22 protein-coding genes and 1 riboswitch are annotated in these 23,169 nt (G+C 71.9%); of the genes, 11 read left to right on the top strand and 11 right to left on the bottom strand.

What is annotated here, in order from left to right:
- The first annotated feature begins 69 nt into the window (after window positions 1–69).
- Window positions 70–453 (top strand): hypothetical protein, encoded by a 384-nt coding sequence (locus ACFWZ2_RS26410; protein ID WP_384549701.1) that lies wholly within the window; start codon window positions 70–72, stop codon window positions 451–453.
- Between the two features lie 15 nt (window positions 454–468).
- Here the strand turns inward: ACFWZ2_RS26410 and ACFWZ2_RS26405 are convergent, their stop codons facing one another.
- From ACFWZ2_RS26405 to ACFWZ2_RS26395, 3 genes are read right to left on the bottom strand one after another with little or no spacing between them, the layout of a single operon-like run.
- Entirely contained in the window at window positions 469–1,842 is a 1,374-nt protein-coding gene (locus ACFWZ2_RS26405) for a DUF1996 domain-containing protein (protein ID WP_384549699.1), read from the bottom strand.
- A gap of 32 nt (window positions 1,843–1,874) precedes the next feature.
- Window positions 1,875–2,525, bottom strand: coding sequence for a LuxR C-terminal-related transcriptional regulator (locus tag ACFWZ2_RS26400; RefSeq protein WP_384549698.1), 651 nt, complete (start codon window positions 2,523–2,525; stop codon window positions 1,875–1,877).
- The gene (locus ACFWZ2_RS26395) at window positions 2,510–3,781 is read right to left on the bottom strand and encodes a sensor histidine kinase (RefSeq protein WP_384549696.1); all 1,272 of its coding nucleotides are present in this window, start codon (window positions 3,779–3,781) and stop codon (window positions 2,510–2,512) included. The genes ACFWZ2_RS26400 and ACFWZ2_RS26395 overlap by 16 nt, the downstream gene beginning before the upstream one ends.
- Before the next feature lie 264 nt (window positions 3,782–4,045).
- Here ACFWZ2_RS26395 and ACFWZ2_RS26390 point away from each other — a divergent pair, with 264 nt between their 5' ends.
- Window positions 4,046–6,256: an MMPL family transporter gene (locus ACFWZ2_RS26390; protein ID WP_384549694.1), complete on the top strand. Its 2,211-nt coding sequence runs from the start codon at window positions 4,046–4,048 to the stop codon at window positions 6,254–6,256.
- Between the two features lie 64 nt (window positions 6,257–6,320).
- Here ACFWZ2_RS26390 and ACFWZ2_RS26385 read toward each other — a convergent pair whose 3' ends face one another.
- From ACFWZ2_RS26385 to ACFWZ2_RS26365, 5 genes are all read right to left on the bottom strand, one after another.
- On the bottom strand, window positions 6,321–7,313 hold the full coding sequence (locus ACFWZ2_RS26385) for an NAD-dependent epimerase/dehydratase family protein (protein WP_384549693.1): 993 nt from the start codon (window positions 7,311–7,313) through the stop codon (window positions 6,321–6,323).
- A gap of 60 nt (window positions 7,314–7,373) precedes the next feature.
- Window positions 7,374–7,934, bottom strand: coding sequence for a winged helix-turn-helix domain-containing protein (locus tag ACFWZ2_RS26380; protein WP_384549692.1), 561 nt, complete (start codon window positions 7,932–7,934; stop codon window positions 7,374–7,376).
- A gap of 403 nt (window positions 7,935–8,337) precedes the next feature.
- On the bottom strand, window positions 8,338–9,366 hold the full coding sequence (gene glnII / locus ACFWZ2_RS26375; protein WP_384549690.1) for a glutamine synthetase: 1,029 nt from the start codon (window positions 9,364–9,366) through the stop codon (window positions 8,338–8,340).
- Between the two features lie 146 nt (window positions 9,367–9,512).
- Window positions 9,513–9,983 carry a hypothetical protein gene (locus tag ACFWZ2_RS26370; protein ID WP_384549688.1) on the bottom strand — a complete coding sequence of 157 codons (471 nt, stop codon included), beginning with the start codon at window positions 9,981–9,983 and terminating at the stop codon, window positions 9,513–9,515.
- A gap of 155 nt (window positions 9,984–10,138) precedes the next feature.
- On the bottom strand, window positions 10,139–10,507 hold the full coding sequence (locus tag ACFWZ2_RS26365) for an arsenate reductase family protein (protein WP_384549687.1): 369 nt from the start codon (window positions 10,505–10,507) through the stop codon (window positions 10,139–10,141).
- Between the two features lie 168 nt (window positions 10,508–10,675).
- Between ACFWZ2_RS26365 and ACFWZ2_RS26360 the strand changes: the two genes are divergently transcribed.
- The 3 genes from ACFWZ2_RS26360 to ACFWZ2_RS26350 all read left to right on the top strand — a co-directional run bounded on the left by ACFWZ2_RS26360 (window position 10,676) and on the right by ACFWZ2_RS26350 (window position 13,572).
- Window positions 10,676–10,984, top strand: a complete 309-nt coding sequence (locus tag ACFWZ2_RS26360; protein ID WP_384549685.1) for a hypothetical protein — start codon at window positions 10,676–10,678, stop codon at window positions 10,982–10,984.
- A gap of 119 nt (window positions 10,985–11,103) precedes the next feature.
- Entirely contained in the window at window positions 11,104–12,075 is a 972-nt protein-coding gene (locus tag ACFWZ2_RS26355; RefSeq protein ID WP_384549683.1) for an alpha/beta fold hydrolase, read from the top strand.
- Window positions 12,076–12,231: 156 nt separating this feature from the next.
- Window positions 12,232–13,572: a DUF2252 domain-containing protein gene (locus ACFWZ2_RS26350; RefSeq protein ID WP_384549681.1), complete on the top strand. Its 1,341-nt coding sequence runs from the start codon at window positions 12,232–12,234 to the stop codon at window positions 13,570–13,572.
- Window positions 13,573–13,623: 51 nt separating this feature from the next.
- Here the strand turns inward: ACFWZ2_RS26350 and ACFWZ2_RS26345 are convergent, their stop codons facing one another.
- On the bottom strand, window positions 13,624–14,757 hold the full coding sequence (locus ACFWZ2_RS26345) for a haloacid dehalogenase-like hydrolase (RefSeq protein WP_384549679.1): 1,134 nt from the start codon (window positions 14,755–14,757) through the stop codon (window positions 13,624–13,626).
- 177 nt (window positions 14,758–14,934) lie between these two features.
- Between ACFWZ2_RS26345 and ACFWZ2_RS26340 the strand changes: the two genes are divergently transcribed.
- From ACFWZ2_RS26340 to ACFWZ2_RS26315, 6 genes are all read left to right on the top strand, one after another.
- Window positions 14,935–15,804, top strand: coding sequence for a helix-turn-helix domain-containing protein (locus tag ACFWZ2_RS26340; protein ID WP_384549677.1), 870 nt, complete (start codon window positions 14,935–14,937; stop codon window positions 15,802–15,804).
- Window positions 15,801–16,250, top strand: coding sequence for a VOC family protein (locus ACFWZ2_RS26335; RefSeq protein ID WP_384549675.1), 450 nt, complete (start codon window positions 15,801–15,803; stop codon window positions 16,248–16,250). The genes ACFWZ2_RS26340 and ACFWZ2_RS26335 overlap by 4 nt, the downstream gene beginning before the upstream one ends.
- Window positions 16,251–16,257: 7 nt before the next feature.
- Window positions 16,258–16,444, top strand: a riboswitch (cobalamin riboswitch).
- A gap of 66 nt (window positions 16,445–16,510) precedes the next feature.
- A complete protein-coding gene (locus ACFWZ2_RS26330; RefSeq protein WP_384549673.1) occupies window positions 16,511–17,545 on the top strand; it encodes an ABC transporter substrate-binding protein in 1,035 nt (344 codons plus the stop codon).
- Window positions 17,542–18,576 carry a FecCD family ABC transporter permease gene (locus ACFWZ2_RS26325; protein ID WP_384549671.1) on the top strand — a complete coding sequence of 345 codons (1,035 nt, stop codon included), beginning with the start codon at window positions 17,542–17,544 and terminating at the stop codon, window positions 18,574–18,576. The genes ACFWZ2_RS26330 and ACFWZ2_RS26325 overlap by 4 nt, the downstream gene beginning before the upstream one ends.
- The gene (locus ACFWZ2_RS26320) at window positions 18,573–19,373 is read left to right on the top strand and encodes an ABC transporter ATP-binding protein (protein WP_384549669.1); all 801 of its coding nucleotides are present in this window, start codon (window positions 18,573–18,575) and stop codon (window positions 19,371–19,373) included. The genes ACFWZ2_RS26325 and ACFWZ2_RS26320 overlap by 4 nt, the downstream gene beginning before the upstream one ends.
- A 76-nt stretch (window positions 19,374–19,449) precedes the next feature.
- Window positions 19,450–20,226 carry a metallophosphoesterase gene (locus ACFWZ2_RS26315; protein WP_384549667.1) on the top strand — a complete coding sequence of 259 codons (777 nt, stop codon included), beginning with the start codon at window positions 19,450–19,452 and terminating at the stop codon, window positions 20,224–20,226.
- A 3-nt stretch (window positions 20,227–20,229) separates the two neighbouring features.
- Here ACFWZ2_RS26315 and ACFWZ2_RS26310 read toward each other — a convergent pair whose 3' ends face one another.
- Both ACFWZ2_RS26310 and ACFWZ2_RS26305 read right to left on the bottom strand, forming a co-directional pair.
- Window positions 20,230–20,925, bottom strand: coding sequence for an MgtC/SapB family protein (locus tag ACFWZ2_RS26310; RefSeq protein WP_384549737.1), 696 nt, complete (start codon window positions 20,923–20,925; stop codon window positions 20,230–20,232).
- An 85-nt stretch (window positions 20,926–21,010) separates the two neighbouring features.
- A complete protein-coding gene (locus tag ACFWZ2_RS26305; protein ID WP_384549665.1) occupies window positions 21,011–23,146 on the bottom strand; it encodes an ATP-binding protein in 2,136 nt (711 codons plus the stop codon).
- Window positions 23,147–23,169: the final 23 nt, after the last annotated feature.

Below are 23,169 nucleotides of genomic sequence, written 5' to 3'. Positions count from 1 at the left end.
GATGGCGAGTTCGGCTCGCGGGAAGGGACTGATGGGGCGATGAGGGCAGCGCGGAGCGTAGGCGCGGGCATGGCGGTGGGAGTGCTGCTTGCGGTGGTGGGGTGCGGCTCGGGGGGTGACGGCACACCGGACACGGCGAGCGGCAGCCTGGAGCAGCTGGCGGCCAGGGCGCGGTGCAGGCCCGACATCCAGACGGACGCGGCCGAACTGCGCCAGGCCACCTGTGACAACGGTGCCCTGCACTACGTGCTCGTAACCTTTACAAACGCCCGTGGCCAGGCCGAATGGCTCGACGAGGCGGACGACTACGGGGGTACGTACCTCGTCGGCGGCACCTGGGTCGCGGTCGGCGGCGCGCAGGACATCTCGGCGCTGCGCGAGCGGCTCGGCGGAACCGTGGTGGCCGCCACCGGCGGGCACGGCGGCGGCCACCACGGTCATCACGGGGGGTGAGCGGGCGGGCGTCGGTCAGGCGCAGCGCTGCCCGGAGTTGATGCACTTCGCGACGCGCTGCATCAGCCGCTCGTCGAAGACGTTGATGAAGTCGCCGTGGTCGGTGACGGGCTTGTGCAGCTGCTCGGGGAACGAGTCGACGGCGAAGCCGGGGCCCGGCGGCACGTCGTACACGATGCGCTGCACCAGCTGGGGGATGGCCTTGAAGCCCTGCGGGCAGGCGCCGCTGCGGGGGTCGGCGAAGGCCACGTGCGTACGGTGGTTGGCGCTGTCGGTGTTCCGGCCGTCCCAGCAGCTCTGGAACGTGAACGTCCGTACGACGTTGCTGCCGTCGGGGCAGATCGGGTACTTGTCCTTGAGCTGCCGGTTCTCGAATCCGGTGCAGCTCCATGAGGCATTGGCATTCGCGTCGCCGTTGGTGAACGCCTTGGCGTCACCGGTGATGATGCGCAGGAAACGCGGCATCGCGACGACCTTGCCCGTGGGATTTCCGGCGAACTTCAGGGTGACGGAGGCCGGGGTCTGGATCTCCCCGACATTCTGGTCCTTGCCGCCGCCGTCCGCTCCCGCGTCGTTCTCGTCCTTTCCGTTCTGCAGGCGCAGGACGGGCCAGTAATAGGTCGACTTGTCACCCTGATTGCGGCAACTGGTCCGGCCGTTGGCAAGATCCTGATCGCTGGAGAACGCGTCCGTCGCCTGATTTCCCACGTAATCGTGCATATGGTGGGCGCCATTGCTCACGCCGGGCGCGACGATGACGTTGTCGGGATTGAACTTGCCGTTCTCGTTCCGTCCGCATCGCGTGGTGAAGGTGCCGCGGGAGGCGCCCCGACGGTCGCGCGGGCGCTGGACGTTGGGCCGGACGGACGTGATGTCCACGAAGTCACCGGCCTCGGGGCCGTTGCCGCGCTGCCCTTGCTCTTGCCCTTGCTCTTGTTGTTGCCCTTGGCCCTGGTCGGCGGCGCGCAGCGTGCAGGGTGCCATGCTGTCGAGGTTCTCGGGCCGGTCGCCGACCCGGTCCATGGCGTCCCCGATCTGCCCGAGCGTGCCGCGACGCCGCTCCTCCAGCGGGCCGAGCACGGATTCCTTCTCCTCGGCCCTGGTGAACTCGGCGTACGCCTGCGTGATCTGGCTGTCCAGATCCGCGAGCCGCCGATCGACTTCACCGCGTGCCGCGTCCGGTACTTCGGGCAGCTGATTCGCCACGTCCGGGCAATTGATGGTGGACGCCTGTTGCCCCGCGCTCTGCGGGGGAGGCTGATCCGTTCCTTCTTCGGCACTCGCATAGACGTTCACGGCGATCAGGCCGCCGCCGCCGAGGAGTAATGCCGCGGACGCGGCGATCATGCGCTGCGTCAGCCTTGATCGTTTTCGTGAGGTACGTCCCATGGAGTGACATACGCATCAGGAACCCGACGCGTTCAGCGCCCTTGGTCCAAATACGCGAGCACCGCGAGCACGCGCCGATTGTCGTCGTCGGAAACGGGAAGATCGAGTTTCCCGAAGATATTGGACGTGTGTTTGGCGATGGCCCGTTCCGTGACCACGAGTTGCGCCGCGATCGCCGCGTTCGACCGGCCCTGCGCCATGAGTTCGAGCACCTCGCGCTCGCGCGGCGTGAGCGCGCCGAGCGGCTGGTCCGCGGCCCGCCGGGAGAGCAGCTGCTGGATCACCTGCGGGTCCATCGCGGTGCCGCCCGACGCCACCCTGCGTACGGCGTCGATGAACTGGGTGGCGTCGAAGACCCGGTCCTTGAGGAGGTAGCCGACGCCGCCGGTGCCGTCGGCGAGCAGCTCGCGGGCGTACAACTGCTCCACGTGCTGCGAGAGGACGAGGACCGGCAGGCCGGGACGCTCCCGGCGCGCGGCGAGGGCGCACTGGAGGCCCTCGTCGGTGTGGGACGGCGGAAGCCGGACGTCGACGACGGCGACGTCCGGCTGCAACTCCGCGAGGGCCTTGGTGAGTTCGGGCCCGCTCTCCACGGCCGCCGCGATCTCGAAGTCGAATGCCTCCAGCATCCGCACCAGGCCGTCGCGCAGCAGGAAGAGGTCTTCGGCTAGGACAACTCGCAAGGGATCTCCATGGTCACCATGGTCGGGCCGCCAACCGGACTGCTGACGGCCAGTACGCCGTCGAATGTACCGAGTCGGCGTTCGATGCCGCTCAGCCCGGTTCCCGCACCCAGGGCGGCACCGCCCCTGCCGTTGTCCGTGACCGAGATCCGCAGCATGCCGCCGCCGTGGTGCAGGTCGACCCAGACGCGTTCGGCACCGGAGTGCTTGATGGCGTTCGTCAGGGTCTCGCTCACCGCGAAGTACGCCGCGGACTCGACCGGCGCGTCGGCCCGGCCCGGCAGGTCCACCTCGACCTCGGTGGCGACGGGGAGCCGCAGCGCGAGGGCCTTCACGGCGTCGCCGAGGCCGCGTTCGGCGAGGACCGGCGGGTGGATGCCGCGGACCAGGTCGCGCAGTTCGGTCAGTGCCTCGCCGGAGTTCTGCCGGGCCTTGGCGATCAGCTCCTTGGCCTTGGCGGGGTTCGACTCGATCATCGCCTCGATGGTGCCGAGGTCCATGCCCATGGCGACGAGGCGGGCCTGCGCGCCGTCGTGCAGATCGCGCTCGATGCGGCGCAGCTCGGCCGCGGAGGTGTCCACCGCGTCGTGCCGGGTCTCCGTCAGGTGGTCGACGCGCAGGGCCAGTTCACGCTCGCGCATGCTCGCGGTGGGCGCGAGGAGCGAGCGGGCGATGAGGAAGTGGGCGCGGACGATCGAGGGGTTGACGAAGACACCGAGGGCGAAGAAGGCCACACCGAGCGCGGCCGCGTAGTTCGCGGTGGTCTGCGAGGTGACGTGGATGAAGGCGTACCACTCGCCGCCGCCCGCGTTGTGGATGGGCTCCCAGACGCCGAGGGCGAGGACCCAGCCGTACAGCATGTAGAGCAGCAGGGTGGGGGCGAAGGCCACGACGACGGCGCCCGCGGTCATGTTGGCGAGCAGCCACTGCAGATCGCGCCAGGTCGCCGGGTCCTTCAGCATCAGCGAGCAGCGCTCCACCTGCGCGGTGATCCCGGTGCCGAGGTCGGCGGGCAGGGGGCGGTAGGGGATCGGGATGTGTACGTCCGACCACTCACCGGCCAGGACGCGGTGCCGGTTGGCGTACGCGCGCACCGACGTCAGGACGGCCGGTGTGGTGAAGACGCCGACCCCGAGCAGGATGAAGGCGATCGACACGACCGCGCACACGAAGAGGACGATCGAGCCCGCCAACGAGGTGATCGAGAGATAGAGGCCCTGCGCTCCCGCCGTCACTGCGTCCTTCAGCCTCTTCATGGTGCATCAGTCCCTCTCGTCCGTCCCAAGGCCCCCCGTACGCGTTCGATGCGTCCGGCACGGTGACGATTGTCGCTGGTCGGGCCCGTTCCGGTCATGGGGCCCCTCACCCGGCCCGGGGTGTACCTGACGACACCCCCGGGACCTCGCCCTGTGCTTCGCCGAGAGGGGGCCTCGGCGGCTGGGGCGCCGAGCCGCCGATTTCTAGCGTGGGACACGTCTTATCCGACGCTTACTTACGCAGACTTATGGGGGCGAATCGCCATGAGGCGGAACCTCGCGGCACGACTCGGTGTGTGGAGCGCACACCACAGGAAGACGGCCGTCCTCGGCTGGCTGCTCTTCGTGGTCCTGGCCACGGTGATCGGCGGGTCCTCCGGCATGGTGACCGCGTCCGACGACGAGATGGGGGTGGGCGAGTCCGGCCGGGCCGCGGCGATCCTCAAGGACGCCGGTGTCGACGAGCCCGCGGGCGAACTCGTCATGGTCAGCGCCCGTACGGCCGACGGCTGGCGGGACGCGGCCGGTGACCTGTCGAAGGCGCTGACCGCGACCGGCGAGGTGCGCGACGTCCAGGCGCCGCTGCCCTCCGAGGACGGCAAGGACGCCCTGCTCCGCTTCGTGATCAAGGGTGATCCGGACGAGGCGACCGACCGGGTGCAGCCCGTGCTCGACGCGGTCGCGCAGGCCGAGAAGGCCGGGGCCGCGGACGGCATCTCCGTCTACCAGTTCGGCGACGCGAGCTCCGAGAAGCATCTGTCGGACCTGCTCGCCGACGACCTGAAGAAGGCCGAGTTCACGGCGGTGCCGCTGGCGCTCGGCATCCTCCTCGTCGCCTTCGGGGCCGTGGTCGCCGCGCTGCTCCCGGTGGGCCTCGCGCTCACCGCGTGCGTGGCCGCCTTCGGCCTGCTCTCGCTCGCCAGCCACCAGCTGCACCTGTTCGAGACGACGTACTCCGTGATGTTCCTGATGGGCCTCGCGGTCGGCGTCGACTACTGCCTCTTCTACCTGCGCCGCGAGCGCGACGAGCGGGCGGCGGGACGGGACGCGGACACCGCGCTGCGGATCGCGGCGGCCACCAGCGGCCGTGCCGTCCTGGTCTCGGGCCTGACGGTGATGGTCGCGATGGCGGGCATGTTCCTGTCCGGCCTGCTGCTCTTCAAGGGCTTCGCCGTCGCCACCATCCTCGTGGTGTGCGTGGCGATGCTCGGCTCGGTCACGGTCCTGCCCGCGCTGCTCGCCGGGCTCGGCGACCGCATCGACGCGGGACGCATCCCCTTCCTGAACCGCCGCGCCAAGCGGGGCGCCCACGCCAGCGGCAGCACCGCGGCGAAGGTCCTGAAGCCGGTCCTCGCCCGCCCGAAGTTCTTCGCGATCGGCGCGGCCGTCCTGCTGCTCGCCCTCGCGGCGCCCGCGCTCGGCATGAAGACCGAACAGCTCGGCCTGGAGAAGCAGTTCGGCTCCGATGCCCCGCTCTCCGTCTCGTACAAGAAGATCACCGAGGAGTTCCCCGGCGGTCCCGCGCCGGCCAGGGTGGTCGTCGAGGCCGACGACATCGACGCACAGCCGGTGCGCGCCGCGCTCGGCTCCCTGACGAAGAAGGCGGGCAAGGACGCCGAACTCACCGTCCACAGGGCGGCGGACGTCGCCGAGATCGCGGTGCCGCTGCCCGGCGACGGCACGGACGCCGAGGCGAAGAAGGCACTGCACGAGCTGCGCGACGACACGGTGCCCGCGGCCTTCGAGGGCCTCGACGCCACGGCGTACGTCGGCGGTGACCTGGCCGAGTCGGAGGACTTCAGCGATCAGCTCGGCAAGGGCATCGTGCCGGTCTTCGCCTTCATCGCGGCGGTGACCTTCCTCCTGATGCTCCTCAGCTTCCGCTCGGTGGTGATCGCGGTGACGTCGATCGCGCTGAACCTGCTCTCGGTGGGCGCCGCGTACGGCGTGATGACCGCGGTCTTCCAGCACGGCTGGGGCGCGGAGCTGATCGGCTCGGAGCAGGTCGGCGCGATCGAGAACTGGATGCCGCTGTTCGTCCTCGTCGTCCTCTTCGGACTCTCCATGGACTACCACGTCTTCGTGGTCTCCCGGATCCGCGAGTCGCGCGACCGCGGCATGGACAACCGCTCCGCGATCCGCGAGGGCATCACGCGCACGGCGGGTGCGGTGACGGGCGCGGCCGTGATCATGGTGGCCGTCTTCGCGGTCTTCGGCACGCTGTCCATGCAGGACATGCAGCAGATGGGCGTGGGCCTCGGCGTGGCGGTCCTGCTGGACGCGACGGTCGTCCGCATGATCCTGCTGCCGTCCCTGATGACGCTCCTGGGTGACCGCAACTGGCACACGCCGCACTGGCTGCGGTGGCTCCCGAAGGTCTCGCACGGCGAGGAGACGGAGGCCGCGCCGTCGTGGGCAGGCGTGCCGCAGGGCGGCGCCGGTGGGCACGACGCCCCGGTGCGGACGGGCCGTTGACGAGGCAGCCACGGAACATGCGTATCCCCCGGTGCGGAGCACACGCACCGGGGGATACGCGCGGCTACAGCCCCAGCGCCTTGGCCTCCTTGGCGGGGTCGAGCCCCACGACGGGCCGGTCGGCACGCTGCGGCGCGACCCCGCCGAGGCTCCGGAGCCACTCCCACGTGTCGGCGACGGTCTCGCCGACGGGCCGCGCCCTGAGCCCGGCGGCCACCGCCTTCTCCGACGACGTGACGTGCAGCGTGTCGTACAGCTCACCGCCGGTCGGCACCCACACCGGCAGCTCCGACCACGGCTCGATCCCGGCCCCGGCGATCGCCTCCGCCGAGGTCCACCGAAGCTCCGTGTCGGGCGCCCCCGCCACGCTCACGCACGTGTCGAGGAATTCCCCCATCGTCGTGTGCGCGACGGGCGAGACGAGGTTGTAGGGACCGTGCAGCCCGGCGGACGCGGCGTCCAGGATCCACTCGGCGAGATCCCGTACGTCGATGAACTGGATGCCCGCGTCCCGGGGGCCGGGGGCCAGCACGGGCCCGCCCCGCGCGACCCGGTTCAGCCACCACGGCAGGCGCCCGATGTTCTCGTAGGGGCCGAGGATAAGACCGGCCCGCGCGAGCAGTGTGCGCTCGGCGCCGAACTCGGCGAGGGCGGCGAGCTCACCGCCCCGCTTGTCCCGCTCGTACGTCGAGGCCTCCGCGTCCGGATCGCCGTCCACCAGGCGGAAGTTCTCGTCGGACCCGGCCTCGCCCGGATAGCTGTACACGGAGCCGCTGGACACGTAGACGTACCGCCCGGCCCGCCCGGCGAGCAGCCGGGCGGACTCGCGGACCACCCGGGGCGCCGCCGACCAGGTGTCGACCACCACGTCCCACTCGCCGTCCGCGAGCCCCGCGAGGCCGCCCTCGGCGAGGCGGTCGCCGTGCACGGTCCTGGCCCCCTCGGGCGCCGCGTGGCGGCCGCGGTGGAAGACGGTCACGTCCCAGTCCCTGGCGAGCGCCGCCTCGGTGACGGCGCGCCCCACGAATTCCGTACCACCCAGCATCAGAAGTCTCATACGCCGACTCTGCCCGGGCGACCCGTGCCGAGGGAACCCGTTTCTGCTCGGAGCAGAGCCTCAGTTGGCGGCGGGCGGCGCGTACTTGTAGCCGACGCGCCGCACCGTCTGGATCGTCCTGCGGTGGTCGGCGCCGAGCTTGCGGCGCAGCCGGGCGATGTGGACGTCCACGGTGCGCCCGTCACCCACGTGCCCGTACCCCCACACCGTGGTCACCAACTGGTCGCGGGTGTGCACCCGGTGGGGGTGCGCGACGAGGTGCGCGAGCAGCTCGAACTCCAGGTACGTGAGGTCGAGGGCGCGCCCGTCGACCTCGGCGGCGCGCTGCACGGTGTCGATCCTGACGGGCCCGTCCTGCGCGGTCCGCGGCTCGGGGACGACGGGCTGCGCGGCGACCGGCTCCTGCCCGGCGGGCACGAGGACGAGGTAGCCGACCATCGGCGGCTGCCCGGGCAGGCTCGGCAGGGTGTGCTGCGGCGCGGGCAGCCACGTGGCACCCGGCGGGAGGAAGTCGGAGATCTGCACCACCTCGTCGGGCGCGACGGCCCGCAGGCGCCCCCGGGCGGCGGGGACGGCGGTGGTGGCGGTGGCGGTGGCAGTGAAGGAACGAGAGTTCGCCATGTGAGGTCAGCTCTTTCGCGCGAAGAAGGAGTCATCGAGAACGAGACGTACGTCGTGCGCGTCAGGCGAAGGCCGGGTGAACGGCTTTAGAGGGCCCGCGCGTTCATCGCGCGGCAACACACCCGGTCGAAGTCGTGATGCTGCCGGGAGGGCCAGAAAGGCTCGAGGTCATGACGACCTGTCGCGGTGTTCTGGTGGCTGCCCATGGCCCCATTGAATCAGATGGGCGGGTTACTGGCAGTTCCCTCTCGCACACCGATACGAACCCTTGGCGGCACTTGGCGTGAATTGCCCCCCGCCGAGGTGGGCGACCTCACTCGGGGCCCGCATGCCGAAGGGGGCGCCCGCCGGAACCGGCGGACGCCCCCTTCGACGTACGGAGAGCACGCGGAGGAGCTGAGGATCAGACCTGCCCGGCCTTCTCCAGGGCGGCGCAGCAGGTGTCGACGAGCAGCCGCGTCACGACGTACGGGTCGACGTTGGCGTTCGGGCGGCGGTCCTCGATGTAGCCCTTGCGGTCCACCTCGACCTGCCACGGGATGCGGACCGAGGCGCCGCGGTCGGAGACGCCGTAGCTGTACTCGTTCCACGGGGCGGTCTCGTGCAGGCCGGTGAGGCGCTCGTCGATGCCCGCGCCGTAGTTCTTGACGTGGTCGAGCGGCTTGGAGCCCTCGCCGAGGGACTCGCACGCGGTGATGATCGCGTCGTAACCCTCACGCATCGCCTTGGTGGAGAAGTTCGTGTGCGCGCCCGCGCCGTTCCAGTCGCCCTTCACCGGCTTCGGGTCGAGCGTCGCGGAGATCTTGAAGTCCTCGGCGGTGCGGTAGAGCAGCCAGCGGGCGATCCACAGCTGGTCCGAGACCTCCAGCGGCGCCAGCGGGCCGACCTGGAACTCCCACTGTCCGGGCATGACCTCGGCGTTGATGCCGGAGATGCCGAGACCGGCCTTGAGGCAGTTCTCCAGGTGCGCCTCGACGACGTCACGGCCGAAGATCTCGTCCGAGCCGACGCCGCAGTAGTAGCCGCCCTGCGCGGCGGGGAAGCCGCCGACGGGGAAGCCGAGCGGGCGGTCGCCCTCGAAGAACGTGTACTCCTGCTCGATGCCGAAGATCGGCTCCTGCGCGCCGAAGCGGGCCTCGACCTCGGCCAGTTCGGCGCGGGTGTTGGACTCGTGCGGCGTCATGTCCGTGTTGAGGACCTCGCACAGGACGAGTACGTCGTCGCCGCCGCGGATCGGGTCCGGGCAGCTGAAGGCGGGCTTGAGGACGCGGTCGGAGGCGTGACCCTTGGCCTGGTTCGTGCTGGACCCGTCGAAGCCCCAGAGCGGCAGCTCGGCGCCCTTGGTGTCGTCCGTCAGTATCTTCGTCTTCGAACGGAGCTTGGCGGTCGGCGCGGTGCCGTCGATCCAGATGTACTCAGCCTTGAAGGTCACGGGGGCCTCATCCTTAAAGCTCGGTACGGCGCAGAACGTGCGGGTGCTGCGGTGCCGTGGTGATGAGCGGCAGCCTGGCAACCGGCGATTTCCCGACCGTTGCCCTCATGTGAACCCCGTGTTACCTGGGACGGTTGTGGCCCGGCTCACTTGATGACGGCGTTGGCGGCCGCGATGGCCAGGCCGATCGTCGCGTCCGCGCCGCCGATCAGGACGGCCGAGCGCCGCCGGTAGCCGACGCGCAGCGCGGCCGATGTGCCCCAGGCGAAGAGGAGCACGGCGTTCAGGAAGAGCCCGGTGTACGTGACGGGGGACTCGGGCCAGCCGAAGGCGCCCGCGAGCAGCAGCAGTGCCACGGTCGGCCAGCAGGCGACGATCACCGGCCACTCGTCGACGAGCGCGAGGGCGAGCTGGCGCCAGCGGTGGATGCCGGAGCCCGGCCGGTGCGTGGACATGTGGTGCGCGTAGCCGTGCGCGAGGGCGGCCGTGCCCGCGGTCACCAGGATCCAGGCCGCGTCGTAGTAGGGCGTGTAGGCGGTGCCCTCCGAGTGCAGCGCCGCGAGCAGCGCGCTCGCGAGGACCGTTCCGTATACGCCCCCGAACATCCAGCTCCGCACGGCGCGCTCCTTTCCGTTGCCCGGAACCCTCGTCCGGTCGGCGGCCTGTGGAGCCTTCCACGCTAGGCAGGCATATGTAACGATTTGCCGGACTTGAGTCATCGGTCGGCGGTCAACCGCGCGCCGCCCGGCCTCCCGCCCCGTCCCCGGCGCCCTCAGCGCGACAGCGCGTCCCGCACCGCTTCCTCGGACCGCGCGACCACCGCCGTGCCGTCGTCCGCCGTGATGATCGGGCGCTGGATCAGCTTCGGGTGTTCGGCCAGGGCCCTGATCCAGCGGTCGCGGCCGGAGGCGTCGCGCGGCCACGCCTCGCGGTCCTTGAGGCCGAGCTCCTTGGCGGCGGCCTCCTGGGTGCGGGTGATGTCCCAGGGTTCGAGGCCGAGCCGGGCGAGCACGGCGCGGATCTCGTCCTCGGTGGGCACGTCGTCGAGGTAGCGGCGCACGGTGTAGTCGGCGCCCTCCGCGTCGAGCAGCGTGAGGGCGCTGCGGCACTTCGAGCAGGCGGGGTTGATCCAGATCTCCATGCCGCACACGCTACCTCCGAAACACCCGTCCCAGGCCGTGCGACAGGGACGTATTCGAACACCCCAAAGACCGTCTGGCCAGCGGCGATTGTCAGTGCCCCGCAGTAGAATCACAGTAGTGTTCGAGGGCACCCGACGGGGGGTCCTGACCGCGACAGGAGGATGCCTGTGCCCGCTGCCGCACTCACATCGAAGCGTGTGTCCCAGACCGTACCGAAACCCGTCCTGATCGACCTGCCGTACGCACCCCTGGAGAAGAAGGCCCTGCCGGCCGGGCGCCCCCGGGAGTGGTACATCACCCACAACCGCCGCCTCAAGGCCATGCGCCTGGCCATCGCCCTGCTCGACTCGGGCGTATGGCTGCCGAACCAGGCCAGGAACAGCACGATACGGAGCATGGCGGAGGACATCGGGATCCACCCGCCCTCCGACATCACCTGCCACATGGTGCGCGCCCTGATGCGGTACAGCCGCTGAGGAAGTGCCGGGCCCGCCGGGGGAGTTGACCCGGCGGGCCCCCGCTTTCCCCCGATTTTCCCGTACGGCCACAGCAAGGCCCTGTGCGGACAATTGTGCGACGGGGCATGCTGTGCCCCATGACCCAGCAGCGACCGGTCGGCACGGACAGGACCGACCCCGTCGGCGAACTGCCGCTCCTGACAACCGCCCAACTCCCGGACGGCGCCCGCTTTCCGATCCGCGCCCTGCTCGCCCCGGCGCCCGACCGCTTCCTGCCATCGGGCTCCGGCCCCGCACCGGGCCCGCCACCCGCCCCCGCCGTGCTCATCGTCCCCGCGATGGGCACCCCCGCCCGCTTCTACCGGCACTTCGCGCACCAACTCCACGACGAGGGACTCACGGTGCTCACCGTCGACCTGCGCGGCCAGGGCGAGACCACCCCGCACGTCACCGACCGCGCGGCCGCCGACCACGGCTACCGCACCATCGTCGAGGAGGACCTCCCCGCGGTCGTCGCGGCGATCCGCGCCGAACTCGGCCCCGAGCCGCCCCTGCACCTCCTCGGCCACAGCCTCGGCGGCCAACTCGCCCTGGTGCACGCCGCCTTGGGCGTCGGCCCCGGAGTCGACGGAGTGGCCCTCGTCGCCTCGGGATCCGTCTGGTACCGGGCGTACGGCAGGCTGCGCGGCCCCGCCCTGCTCCTCGGCGAGCTGTCCATCGTGGCGCTCTCGACGGTGCTCGGACGCTGGCCCGGCGCCCGGCTCGGCTTCGGCGGCAACCAGACCAAGGGCGTCATGCGCGACTGGGCGAGGCAGGGGCGCACCGGCCGCTACGCGGCGAAGGGCTCCGTACTCGACTACGAAGCGGCCCTCGGCGCCCTCGCCCTGCCGGTGCTCGCCGTCTCCGTCGAGGACGACACCTTCGCCCCGTCCGGCGCGATCGACCACCTCGTCGGCAAGGTCCCGCGGGCCCGCCTCACCCGCCGCCACTACACCGTCCAGGAAGCGGGCGGCCGCCTCGACCACTTCGCGTGGACCCGGGCGGGCGGCGTGCTCGCCAAGCAGGTCGCGGCCTGGGCGGTGGCCGAGGAGACGCCTCCGGGACACTGAGCCCGGGCGCCGCGCGGCATGCCGGATCGCTCACTCGTTCGGCGTACCCGGCATGCGGAAGGGACCGCGGCCGCATTGGCTGCTGGTGAGGGCCGACCGGCGCCCGCGGCGAGCGCCGGGCGACCGGCTGTCCGCGAGCGCGAGAGGGGAGCGAGCATGACCACCCCGCAGGAACGCGCCCTCGCGGGCAAGGCGGCCCGCAAGCGCGCCTCGCGCTCCTCGCACGCGGCCTGGATCCCCTCGGCCGACCGCCCCGACCCGGTGGCCGTCCTGGAACGCCAGGGCGCGGACCGCGTCCAGGAACTGCTGCCCATCCGCTACGGACGGATGGCCGCGTCCCCGTTCGCCTTCCTGCGCGGCGCCGCCGCCGTCATGGCGGGCGACCTCGCCGTCCAGCGGCACACCGGCCTCACCGTGCAGCTCTGCGGCGACGCCCACCTCCTCAACTTCGGCGTCTTCGCCTCACCGGAACGCGCCCTGCTCTTCGACCTCAACGACTTCGACGAGACCTGCCCCGGCCCCTTCGAATGGGACGTCAAACGGCTCGCCGCCAGCGTCGCGGTCGCCGCCCGCGAGAACGGGGCGGGCGAGAACGGCGCCCGCGACGCCGCCCAGAACGCCGTGGCCGCCTACCGCAAAGGGATGCGGCGCCTGGCCGGGCTCGGTGAACTCGCCGTCTGGTACGAGCGCATCGACGCCCAGGAACTGCTCTCCCTCATCCGCTCGCCCGACCACCGCAAGCGCGTCGAGGCGGGCCTCGCGCACGCCCGGCGGCGCACCAGCCTGCAGGCGCTCGGCAAGCTCACCGAAGTCGTGGACGGCGTGCACCGCATCGCCCACGACCCGCCGCTGCTCGAACCCGCGGGCGCCCCCGACCTGGCCGCCCTGCGCAAGATCTTCGGCGACTACCGCTCCACGCTCGCCGAGGAACGCCGCCTCCTCCTCGACCGCTACCGCTTCGTCGACGCCGCCCGCAAGGTCGTCGGCGTCGGCAGCGTCGGCACCCGCTGCTACATCGTGCTGCTCGCCGGGCGCGACGCCGGTGATCCGCTCTTCCTCCAGATCAAGGAGGCGGTCAGGTCCGTCATCGAGGACCACCTGCCGAGCGGCCCCTACCTCCACCCCGGGCACCGCGTCGTGGCGGGGCAGCGGCTGATCCAGGCCGCGGGCGACATCTTCCTCGGCTGGATGACGGGCCCCCAGGGCCGCGCCTTCTACTGGCGCCAGCTGCGCGACATGAAGGGCTCCGCGGACCTCGCCGCCATGTCGCCCGCGGAACTCCGCCTGTACGCGGGGCTCTGCGGCACGGCCCTGGCCCGCGCCCACGCCCGCTCGGGCGACCGCATCGCGATAGCCGCCTACCTCGGCGGCTCCGACACCTTCGACCGCGCCGTCACGGACTTCGCGCTGCGCTACGCGGCACAGAACGCGCGCGACCACGCGGCACTGAACGCGGCGATCGCGTCGGGCGTGATCGGCGCGCTGCCGGGCGTCTGAGCGGACCCGCACCGGCGCGGACCCGCTCGGACGCCTCCAGGGGGCGGGCGGCTAGCCGATCTGGTCGGGCGTGACCGTCAGCCACCGCTTGTCGGCGGTCACCTTCTGGCCGAGCTCGCGCTGCCGGTCGGCGTTCTCCTTCTTCATCCCGTCGAGCTGCTTCATGTACGCGTCCTTGCGGTTGACCCAGACCCGCACTCCGCCGTGCTCCACATCGGCGGAGTGGAACAGCATCGGGCCGTCGCTGATGGGGGTGTCACCGGCCGCGAGGATCGGCTTCCGCCACTCGTCGATGTAGGTGTTGATCGCCGCGGGCTTGCCCTCGTACCAGGTCAGCGGCGCCCACAGGTTCGGCGTCAGCTCGCGCCCCGCGAGCTTCGCGCGGTCCTTCTCGCCGAAGCGGCCCTCGGCGATCTCCTTGCGGGAGCTGGTGACCTCGCCGGTCCTGCGGTCCTTGAGCTGCATGGCGACGCCGATGACGTTCTGCGGCTTCACGTCGTAGCCGTACTTCGGGTCGGCGAGCACCATCCGCACCAGGTCCTCGCTGGCCGCGCTGACGACGTACACCTCGATGCCGTGCGCGCGCAGCGTCTTGTAGAGCTGCTGCATGCCGCGCGAGAACTCGGGCGCCTTCACCTCGGTCTTCGTCAGCTTCCCGGCCTCGTAGTACTCGGCGGGGATCGGCTTCTTGTACGCGAGGAGTTCGTCGACGTACCCCTTGAGCTCCTTCAGCGTGAAGCCGGAGAAGATCTGCGCGGCCCACGGGTAGCAGACCTGGTCGTCGACCTCGCACAGCCGGTTGTAGTAGCTGTAGAGGCTCTCCTTGTGCGTGGCCGTGTCCTTGAAGGGGATGGTCTTCAGGGACGGGTCCATCGTCTTGCGGGTCAGGACGCCCTTCATCTCCAGGAAGGGCAGCAGCGACTCCTCCAGGTCGTTGCGGTACGTCGTGTTGTCCGCGTCGAAGACGGCGTACGCGCCCTTGTGGTCGTTCTTCGCGATGACCTTGCCGAGCTGCTTCGCGACGGGCTTCGGCCAGTGCGAGAGCTCGCCCGCGGCGGTCTTCGCGGAGGAGCCCGCCGCGTTCGCCTCGGCGGTCGGCCAGAGCGCGCTGCCCGCGAGGACGGCGGCGGCGAGCGCCCCCGTGGCGCCGATGACGGCCAGCTTGTTCTTTGCCCGTACTGCCATGTCTCTACGTCCCTGCCGTTCCCTGAGAGCGATGTGCGGCCCCGTCCGGAGCGGCGCGCAATGCTATGGGGCCGCGCCGCCATTTCCCATGATCGAAGTCACCGTGAACGCGGGGCATGGGGCCGGTGAATACGGGTAGCCGAACCCGAGCCGCCCCGGCCGCGCATACTGGGACGCATGGGCTCCCAGGAGTTCGTCCGGGCCGTTCCCCGGCTCGACGGCATGGTCGTGTCCGCGGTCGGCTACCGCACCGCCGGGCAGCGGCCCACCCTGCACAAGGGCCTGCCGTCGCCGTATCTGACGCTGGTCTTCTCCCTCGACGGGGACATCGCGAGCGGCGTCACGCCCGGCCAGGCGACCGGTGCGGACGCGGTGCGCACCGACATCGTCGTGGGCGGCCTGCACCAGAGCCCGGCGTACCTCGTCAGTCCCGAGCACGAGGCCGGCATCCAGCTCGCCGTGCACCCCCTCGCCGCCCGCACCCTCCTCGGACTGCCCGCCGCCGCACTGACCGGGCAGCTCGTCACCGCGGGCACGGACGTCCTCGGCGCCCGCGCCGCCGAGGTCCGCGAGCGGCTGTGCGCCCTCGACCGCTGGGAGGACCGCTTCGCCCTCCTGTCCGCGTATCTGAGGCGGCGCGCGGCCGACGAGCGGGCCGCGGGTTCCGTACGTCCCGAGGTCGCCGAGGCCTGGGCCTGGCTGGGCCGGCACCGGGGCGCGGGCACCGTGGGCGGCCTGTCCCGGCACGTCGCGCTCAGCGAGCGACGGCTGACCGCGCTGTTCCGCGCCGAGACCGGACTGAGCCCCAAGCAGGCCGCGCGCCTGATGCGCTTCGAGCACGCCAAGGCCGCGGTGGTCCGCTCCGTCACGGCGGGCACGGGGCCCGACATCGCCCGGGTCGCGGCGGACTCCGGCTACTACGACCACTCCCATCTCGTCCGCGACTTCCGGCAGTACACGGGAGTGAGCCCCACCCGCTGGCTGGCCGAAGAGTGCCGGAATATCCAAGCCGGGGCGCATGGCGCGGGCGAAGACTGGGACACATGAACACCACACCGAAGACCCCGGCGGAACAGCGGCCCGGCACCCCCGCCCCGGCCATCTGGCCGGGCCTCCAGGCCCAGGACGCCCCCGCCCTGATCGACTTCCTCGTCGGCACCGTCGGCTTCCTGCGCACCGCCGTCCACGAGGACGGCGGCCGCGTCGCCCACGCCCAGCTCGACTGGCCCGAGGGCGGCGGCATCATGCTCGGCTCGTACGATCCGGCCGCGCCCGAAGGCACCTGCGGAACGCCGGGCACGTCCGGCGCCTATGTCGTCACCGACCAGGTCGACGCGCTCTATGCACGCCTCGTCGCGGCGGGCGTGCGGATCACCGCCGAGATCGAGGACAAGCCGTACGGCAGCCGTGAGTTCGCGATCCTCGACCCGGAGGGAAACCGCTGGTCCTTCGGCACCTACCGCGGCGAGCCGAGGCCGGAACCGGCCCCCTGACCACGCGTGATAACTTGCGCAAGCCAGTCAAACCCACACCTGGGCCAGGGAATCCGGTGAGAATCCGGAACTGACGCGCAGCGGTGAGGGGGACGGGCGGGGCCACGGCCACTGGGCGTCCGACGACGCCTGGGAAGGCGCCCCGCCCGGCCGATCCCCGAGTCCGAAGACCTGCTGGCGCCTCCGCCCGCACACCGGGCGGCCGGAGGGCGTGACGCAGGCCAGGCTCCGCGTATGAGCCGTGAGACTCAAGGGATCGCGTGTCCTCGAAAGACCGTATACGTAAGGCCGCCCTGCTCTGCGCCGCGGCGCTCGCGCTCACCGCGTGCGGCGACGGCTCCGCACAGCGGCCCGCGGGCAAGAGCGCCGACGGCTATCCGGTCACGGTCGCGTCCTGCGGCAAGAAGGCCGAGGTCAAGGCCCCACCGCGGCGTGCGGTCTCCCTCGACCAGGGCTCCACGGAGATCCTGCTCTCCCTCGGCCTCGCCGACCGCATGGCGGGCACCGGCACCTGGACCGACCCCGTTCTGAAGAACCTCGCGAAGGACAACGCGAAGGTGGAGCGGCTCTCCGATCGCTACCCGTCCCTGGAGAAGGTCCTCGCCGAGGAACCGGACTTCGTCAGCGCCTCCTTCCTCTACACGGTCGGCAAGGGCGGCGTCGCCGACCGCACGAAGTTCACCGAACTCGGCGTGCCCGTCTATGTCTCGCCCACCGACTGCGCGGGCAAGGACAACGACGGCGGCGGCGACGGCAAGCGCGTCAAGACCCTCACCATGGACACCGTCTACGGCGAAGTGCGCGACCTGGCCAAGGTGTTCGGCGTCGAGCAGCGCGGCGAGAAGCTGATCGCCGGCATGAAGGCCCGCGTCGCCAAGGCCACCAAGGACATCGACGCCTCCGACGCCACGCTCCTCTACTGGTTCGCCAACTCCGACGCCCCCTACATGGCGGGCTGTTGCGGCGCCCCCGGCATCATCACCCGCGAGCTCGGCGCGCAGAACGTCTTCGACGACACCCGCGAGGAATGGCCCCAGATCAACTGGGAGACCGTCGCCGACCGCGACCCCGACGTCCTCGTCATCGGCGACCTCACCCGCAAGTCGCAGTCCGCCGAGAGCGCCGCCGCGAAGATCAAGTTCCTGGAGACCAACCCGGTGACCAAGAACCTGACCGCCGTGCGGAAGAAGCGCTACGTACTCCTCAGCGGCCAGGCCATGAACCCCACGATCCGCACCGTCGACGGCATCGAGCAAGTGGCCGCGGGGCTGCGGAAGTTCGGGCTCGCCAGGTGAGCAGGGCGACCGCGGCCGCCACCGCGCGGCAGGGGCTGCTGTGCCTCGCGGGGACCGTCGCGCTCGTCCTCTCCGTGGCCGTCGCCGTCACCATCGGGCCCGCGGACATCTCCGTGCCCGACGTGTGGTCGGCGCTCGCCGCGCACCTCGGCTGGGGCGAGGCGCGGCTCACCCCGATCAGGGACGGCATCGTCTGGAACCTGCGGATGCCGCGCACCCTGCTCGCCGCGGTCTGCGGCGCGGGACTCGCGGTGTGCGGCGCGGTCATGCAGTCCCTGCTCCGCAACCCCCTCGCCGACCCCTTCGTGCTCGGGGTCTCCTCCGGGGCGTCCACGGGCGCGGTCGCGGTCGTCGTCCTCGGCGTGGGCGGGGGAGCGGTGTCCGTGTCGGCGGGCGCCTTCGTGGGCGCGCTCTGCTCGTTCGCCCTCGTGCTGCTCCTGAGCCACACGCTGGGCGGCAGCACGGACCGCGTGGTCCTGTCCGGCGTCGCCGCGATGCAGCTCTTCTCCGCCCTCACGTCCTTCGTCATCCTCACGGCGGGCGACGCGGAGACCACCCGCGGGGTGCTGTTCTGGCTGCTCGGCTCGCTCAGCGGGGTGGGCTGGACCGATGTGTGGCTGTGCGCCGCCGTCCTGGCCTGCGCCCTGCTCGTCTGCCTGTCCCACGCCCGCACCCTCGACGCCTTCGCGTTCGGCCAGGAGGCGGCGGCGACCCTCGGCGTCCGCGTCGCCCGCACCCGACTGATCCTGCTCTGCACCACGGCCCTGCTGACCGCCGCCCTGGTCAGCTCGGCGGGCGCCATCGGCTTCGTCGGCCTGGTCCTGCCGCACGCGGCCCGCGCCTTCGTCGGCTCGGGCCACGCCCGACTGCTGCCCGTCACGGCGCTCGCGGGCGCGGTCTTCCTCGTCTGGGTGGACACCCTGGCCCGCACCGTCCTCGACCCGCAGGAGGTCCCGGTGGGCGTGGTGACGTCCCTGATCGGCGTACCGGCGTTCGTCGCCGTGCTCTACCGGACGAGGCGGGCGACATGACGTACGCAGCCGGCGCACCGAACACCCACGGCCTGCGCGCCGACCGCGTCAGCCGCGAGGCGGGCGGCCGCCTCGTCGTCGACGGCGTCAGCCTCGCCCCGCCCGCGGGCGCCACCGTGGGCCTCCTCGGCCCGAACGGCTCCGGCAAGTCCACGCTCCTGCGCATCCTCGCGGGCGTCCTCGCCCCGGCCTCCGGAGTGGTCACCCTGGACGGCCGCCCGCTGGCCGACACCGGCCGCCGCACCGTCGCGCGCCGGATCGCCGTCGTCGGGCAGCATGCCTCCACCCAGGTCGAGCTGACGGTGGGGGACGTCGTGCGCCTGGGCCGCATCCCGCACCGCCGCGCCTGGTCGGCGCCCACGCCGGACGACGAGCGCGCGGTCCGGGAGGCCCTGGAGCGCACCGGCCTCGCCGCCCGCGCGACGCAGTCCTGGCACACCCTGTCCGGCGGCGAACGCCAGCGCGTCCAGATCGCCCGCGCCCTCGCCCAGGAACCCCGCGAGCTGCTCCTGGACGAACCCACCAACCACCTGGACATCCAGCACCAGTTGGAGCTGCTCTCGCTGGTGGCCGAGCTCCCCGTGACCAGCGTCGTCGCGCTGCACGACCTCAATCTGGCGGCGATGTTCTGCGACCGGCTCCTCGTCCTGAAGGAGGGCAGGGCGTACGCGGCGGGAACCCCCGCCGAGGTGATCACCGAGGAGCTGATCGCGGAGGTGTACGGGGTGCGGGCGGTGGTGACGCGGGCGGGCGACGGGTGCGGCGAGCGGCCTTCGGTGCGTTTCCTGCGGGGCTGAGCCACGGTCCGCGGACCAGTCCAAGCACCCGCGGTTGGCTCTTAACCCGGCCCCGCGGGCCCCGTAGGTTCGCGGCATGCCAGTGATAGCCCACGTGAGCGACATCCACATCGACACCGGCGCCGAGGACGGCGGCCGCAGTGCCGACCGCACCCGCGCCGTCATGACCTACCTGAACGACCTCCCGTACGACCTGGACGCCGTCGTCGTCACCGGCGACATCGCCGACCACGGCGCCCCCGCCGAGTACGCGGCGGCCCGCGAACTCCTCACCTCCCGCCACCCGTTGCTGACCTGCCCCGGCAACCACGACGAGCGCACCGCGTTCCGCGCGCACCTCATCGGCGAAGGCGCCGCGAAGGGGCCGGTCGACCAGTCGTACGTCACCGACCACTTCACCCTGGCCCTGTGCGACACATCGGTCCCCGGCGAGGACCACGGCCGCCTGGCGGACGAGACCCTGGCGTGGCTCTCCGGCCTCCTCGCCGACACCCCGCCCGACCGTCCCGTCCTGATCGCCTTCCACCACCCGCCGGTCCCGCTGCACACGCCGTACGTCGACGGGATCCGCCAGTTCGACGAGCACCGCCTCGCGGACCTGACCGCACGCCACCCGAACGTGACGGCGTTCCTGGCAGGACACGCCCACACGCCCGCCGCCACCACCTTCGCGAACCGCCCCCTCCTGGTGGCCCCAGGAGTGGTCTCCACCCTCCGCCTCCCCTGGGAGGCCCAGGACCACGCCTCCCACCACGTCCACCGGGATCTCCCTCCCGCGGTCGCCTTCCACGTCCTGGACGGGACGGGACGCCTCACGACCCACTTCCGGCCCGTGCCGCTGCCGGCCGGCTGACCGTCACTCGTCGGCGGGGCGCTCGCGTCGGCAGGCCACCACCCCGGGGACCTCGGCGAACCGTACGGTCAGCCCGCCGAGGTCGCCCCGCCCCAGCACGGAGACGACCACCTCCGTCGTGGTGCCGTCCGCGGAGACGGTCCGCAGCTCGGCGACGTCGAAACCGGCGTGCTCGCACTGTTCCAGGAGGTCGTGCAGCAGCCGTGGCCGCTGGAGACAGGTGATCCGGAAACCGGCGGGCACCGACCGCAGGGCGGCGAGCCGGTGGGCCAGGGGCCTGACCCCGTACGAGACGAGGAAGTAGGACGCGGTCGCGAGGGCGGCGAGCAGCGGCAGGCCCGCGGCGGCCGCCGAGCCCACCGCGGCCGTCAGCCAGATCGTCGCCGCGGTGGTCAGACCCTGGACCGAACCCCGCTGCACGAAGATCACGCCCGCGCCGATGAAGCCGAGCCCGGAGACGATCTGCGCGGCCACGCGCGAAGGGTCGACGGAGACCGTGCCGGAGTGCAGCACATCGCTGAAGCCGTACTTGCTCACCAGCGTGAACAGGGCGGCGCCGACCCCGACCACCGTGTACGTACGCAGCCCCGCGGCCTTCTGCCGGATCTCCCGTTCGAGCCCGATGAGGCTCGACAGCACAAAGGCGATGCCGAACTCGGCCACCTGCAGCCACCCCTGCCCACTGGGCTCAAGCCCCATACGCGCCGCCACCACGTCGCCTCACCTCTTCCTCAGGTCACTTCCATCGTCCTCCTCCCCGATGCTGTTCGTTTGCCGCCGCCCGCTAGCGCGGCGGCGCGAAGGAGTGGTTCAGGACGTAGGTGATGCCGGTGTTCAGGTCGCCGTCATGACCTGCGTCGAAGGCGCGCCGGTAGGCGTCTTCCCCGAGGGCTTCGCGGGTCTGGCGTTCACAGGCCTGGTAGGCGGCCACCGCCGCGGGGATGCCCGCCTGCGGCAGACCCAGCGTCTCCCACAGCTGTGCGGCCAGACCGAGCAGCCACGCGGCGTCCCTGCGGCGGCCCGTGGCGGTGGCGGCGCGGGCCACCGACTCCAGGGCCAGGCCGGTGCCCACACCGTCGCGCAGCCGGTGCTTGACGAGCAGCGCGGCCCGGGCATGCTCGTGGGCCTCCTCGAAGCGGCCCAGGGCCAGCTCGGCCTGGCAGCGGACGTAGTCGCCCCAGGCACGCATGCTGCGCTCGCCCGCCCGGTCGCAGGCGGCGCTCAACTCGTCCAGCCGGACGACGGCTTCCTCGAAGCGGCCCGAGGCGACGAGCGCGTGGGAACCGAAGACCAGGGCCGCCAGCGGAATCAGGGTGAGCGTTTCCTCGCGCCAGTCGGTGGCGAGCTGGGCCTCGACCCGGGACACCACCTGCGCCAGGTCGCCGCGCATGACCGACACTCGCAGCTCGGTGGCGGCCGCGTACCTCCGCTCCGCGTCCCCGAAGTGCCCGGCCAGGGCGGTGCATTCGGCGGCCCGTTCCTCAAGGGCGGGCAGATCGCCGAGGTAGACGAGCACAGGACCGCAGACGTACAGCGCCTTGACCCGGGCGGGGGAGGGGGCGGTGTCGGCGGCGAGCGCCTGGTCCAGGAAGTGCCTGCCCTCCTTCACGAACCCGCAGCCGTACCAGAAGAACCACAGCGCCGCGGCCATCTCCAGCGCGCTGTGGCCATCGGCCTCGGCCAGGCTGTACTCCAGCGCGGCACGGAGGTTGTCGTGCTCGGCGGTCATCCGGTCGTACCAGGCGAACTGCTCGGGCCCGATCCAGGCGGCGTCGCCCCGGCGGGCCAGGGCCAGATAGTGGTCACGGTGGCGGCGGCGCAGCGCGTCGTCCTCGCCGATGCCGCGCAGCCAGTGGGCCCCGTACTCGCGGATGGTGTCCAGCATCCGGTAGCGCTCGCCGTCCCCGGTGGGCTGCCAGATCAGGATCGACTCCTCCACCAACGTGCCGAGCACGGCGGGGATCTCGTGGGCGGGGAGATGGCCGTCGGCGCAGACCTGCCGGGCCGTCTCGGCGTCGAAGCTCCCGGCGAAGACCGAGAGCCGGGCCCACAGCAGCCGTTCGGCGGGGGTGCACAGCTGGTGGCTCCAGCCGATCGCCGTACGCAGGGCCTGGTGCCAGGGCGGATCGGCGTCGGTGACGGCGCCCTCCGTGTCGCCGAGGACGGCGAAACGGTCGTCGAGGCGGGCGGTCAGCTCCCGCACCGGAAGATCGCGCAGCCGGGCAGCGGCCAGCTCGATCGCCAGCGGCAGCCCGTCGAGACGGCGGCACAGCCGCACCAGCTCCGCGCGCTCGGCATCGGTGACCGTGAAGCCGGGCACCGCCTCCGCGGCGCGCATGGTCAGCAGGACCACGGCATCGGCCGTGCCCGCCCCGGCGTCGTCGGCATCGGGCACGGGCAACGGCTCGACCGTGAGCACCCGTTCACCCACCACGTTCAGGACACGCCGACTGGTGGCCAGGATCCGCAGACCGGGCGCTGCCCCCAACAGGGCCTCGGCGACGAGCGCGCAGTCATCGGTCAGGTGCTCGCAGGTGTCGAGCACCAACAGCAGCTCCCGCTCGGCCAGATACTCCGTAAGCACCTCGATCATCGGACGGGTGCTCTGATCGGCCAGCGGCAGAACCTCCGCGATGACATGCGCCAGCAGACCCCCCTGCTGCCGCAACGGCGAGAGCTCCACCAGCCACGCCCCGTCCCGGAACCGCGGCTGCAGCGCGGCGGCGGCATCCAGCGCCACCCGCGTCTTCCCCACCCCACCGACCCCGGTCAACGTCACAAGCCGCGTCGGCCCTTCGAGCGAGGGCCCGATGAACAGCCGCTCGATCTCCGCGACTTCCGCAAGCCGATCGACCGTCCCCGTCCGCGGCCCGGCCACATTCCCCACCCGCCGCCCACCGTGCCGCCCGTCCACCGCCACACCCACCCTCCTCGCCCCGGCCC

Source organism: Streptomyces sp. NPDC059002 (assembly GCF_042740435.1).
Lineage (GTDB): Bacteria > Actinomycetota > Actinomycetes > Streptomycetales > Streptomycetaceae > Streptomyces.
Note: the sequence above shows the minus strand (reverse complement) of the source record. Positions and strands in the feature narration are given on the sequence as shown.

Bases quoted from the DNA above. Each gene is read 5' to 3' on its own strand.
- ACFWZ2_RS26410 (WP_384549701.1), top strand. From the start codon at position 70: ATGGCGGTGGGAGTGCTGCTTGCGGTGGTGGGGTGCGGCTCGGGGGGT.
- ACFWZ2_RS26405 (WP_384549699.1), bottom strand. From the start codon at position 1,842: ATGGGACGTACCTCACGAAAACGATCAAGGCTGACGCAGCGCATGATC.
- ACFWZ2_RS26395 (WP_384549696.1), bottom strand. From the start codon at position 3,781: ATGAAGAGGCTGAAGGACGCAGTGACGGCGGGAGCGCAGGGCCTCTAT.
- ACFWZ2_RS26390 (WP_384549694.1), top strand. From the start codon at position 4,046: ATGAGGCGGAACCTCGCGGCACGACTCGGTGTGTGGAGCGCACACCAC.
- ACFWZ2_RS26385 (WP_384549693.1), bottom strand. From the start codon at position 7,313: ATGAGACTTCTGATGCTGGGTGGTACGGAATTCGTGGGGCGCGCCGTC.
- ACFWZ2_RS26380 (WP_384549692.1), bottom strand. From the start codon at position 7,934: ATGGCGAACTCTCGTTCCTTCACTGCCACCGCCACCGCCACCACCGCC.
- ACFWZ2_RS26365 (WP_384549687.1), bottom strand. From the start codon at position 10,507: ATGGAGATCTGGATCAACCCCGCCTGCTCGAAGTGCCGCAGCGCCCTC.
- ACFWZ2_RS26355 (WP_384549683.1), top strand. From the start codon at position 11,104: ATGACCCAGCAGCGACCGGTCGGCACGGACAGGACCGACCCCGTCGGC.
- ACFWZ2_RS26350 (WP_384549681.1), top strand. From the start codon at position 12,232: ATGACCACCCCGCAGGAACGCGCCCTCGCGGGCAAGGCGGCCCGCAAG.
- ACFWZ2_RS26345 (WP_384549679.1), bottom strand. From the start codon at position 14,757: ATGGCAGTACGGGCAAAGAACAAGCTGGCCGTCATCGGCGCCACGGGG.
- ACFWZ2_RS26340 (WP_384549677.1), top strand. From the start codon at position 14,935: ATGGGCTCCCAGGAGTTCGTCCGGGCCGTTCCCCGGCTCGACGGCATG.
- ACFWZ2_RS26335 (WP_384549675.1), top strand. From the start codon at position 15,801: ATGAACACCACACCGAAGACCCCGGCGGAACAGCGGCCCGGCACCCCC.
- ACFWZ2_RS26320 (WP_384549669.1), top strand. From the start codon at position 18,573: ATGACGTACGCAGCCGGCGCACCGAACACCCACGGCCTGCGCGCCGAC.
- ACFWZ2_RS26315 (WP_384549667.1), top strand. From the start codon at position 19,450: ATGCCAGTGATAGCCCACGTGAGCGACATCCACATCGACACCGGCGCC.
- ACFWZ2_RS26310 (WP_384549737.1), bottom strand. From the start codon at position 20,925: ATGGGGCTTGAGCCCAGTGGGCAGGGGTGGCTGCAGGTGGCCGAGTTC.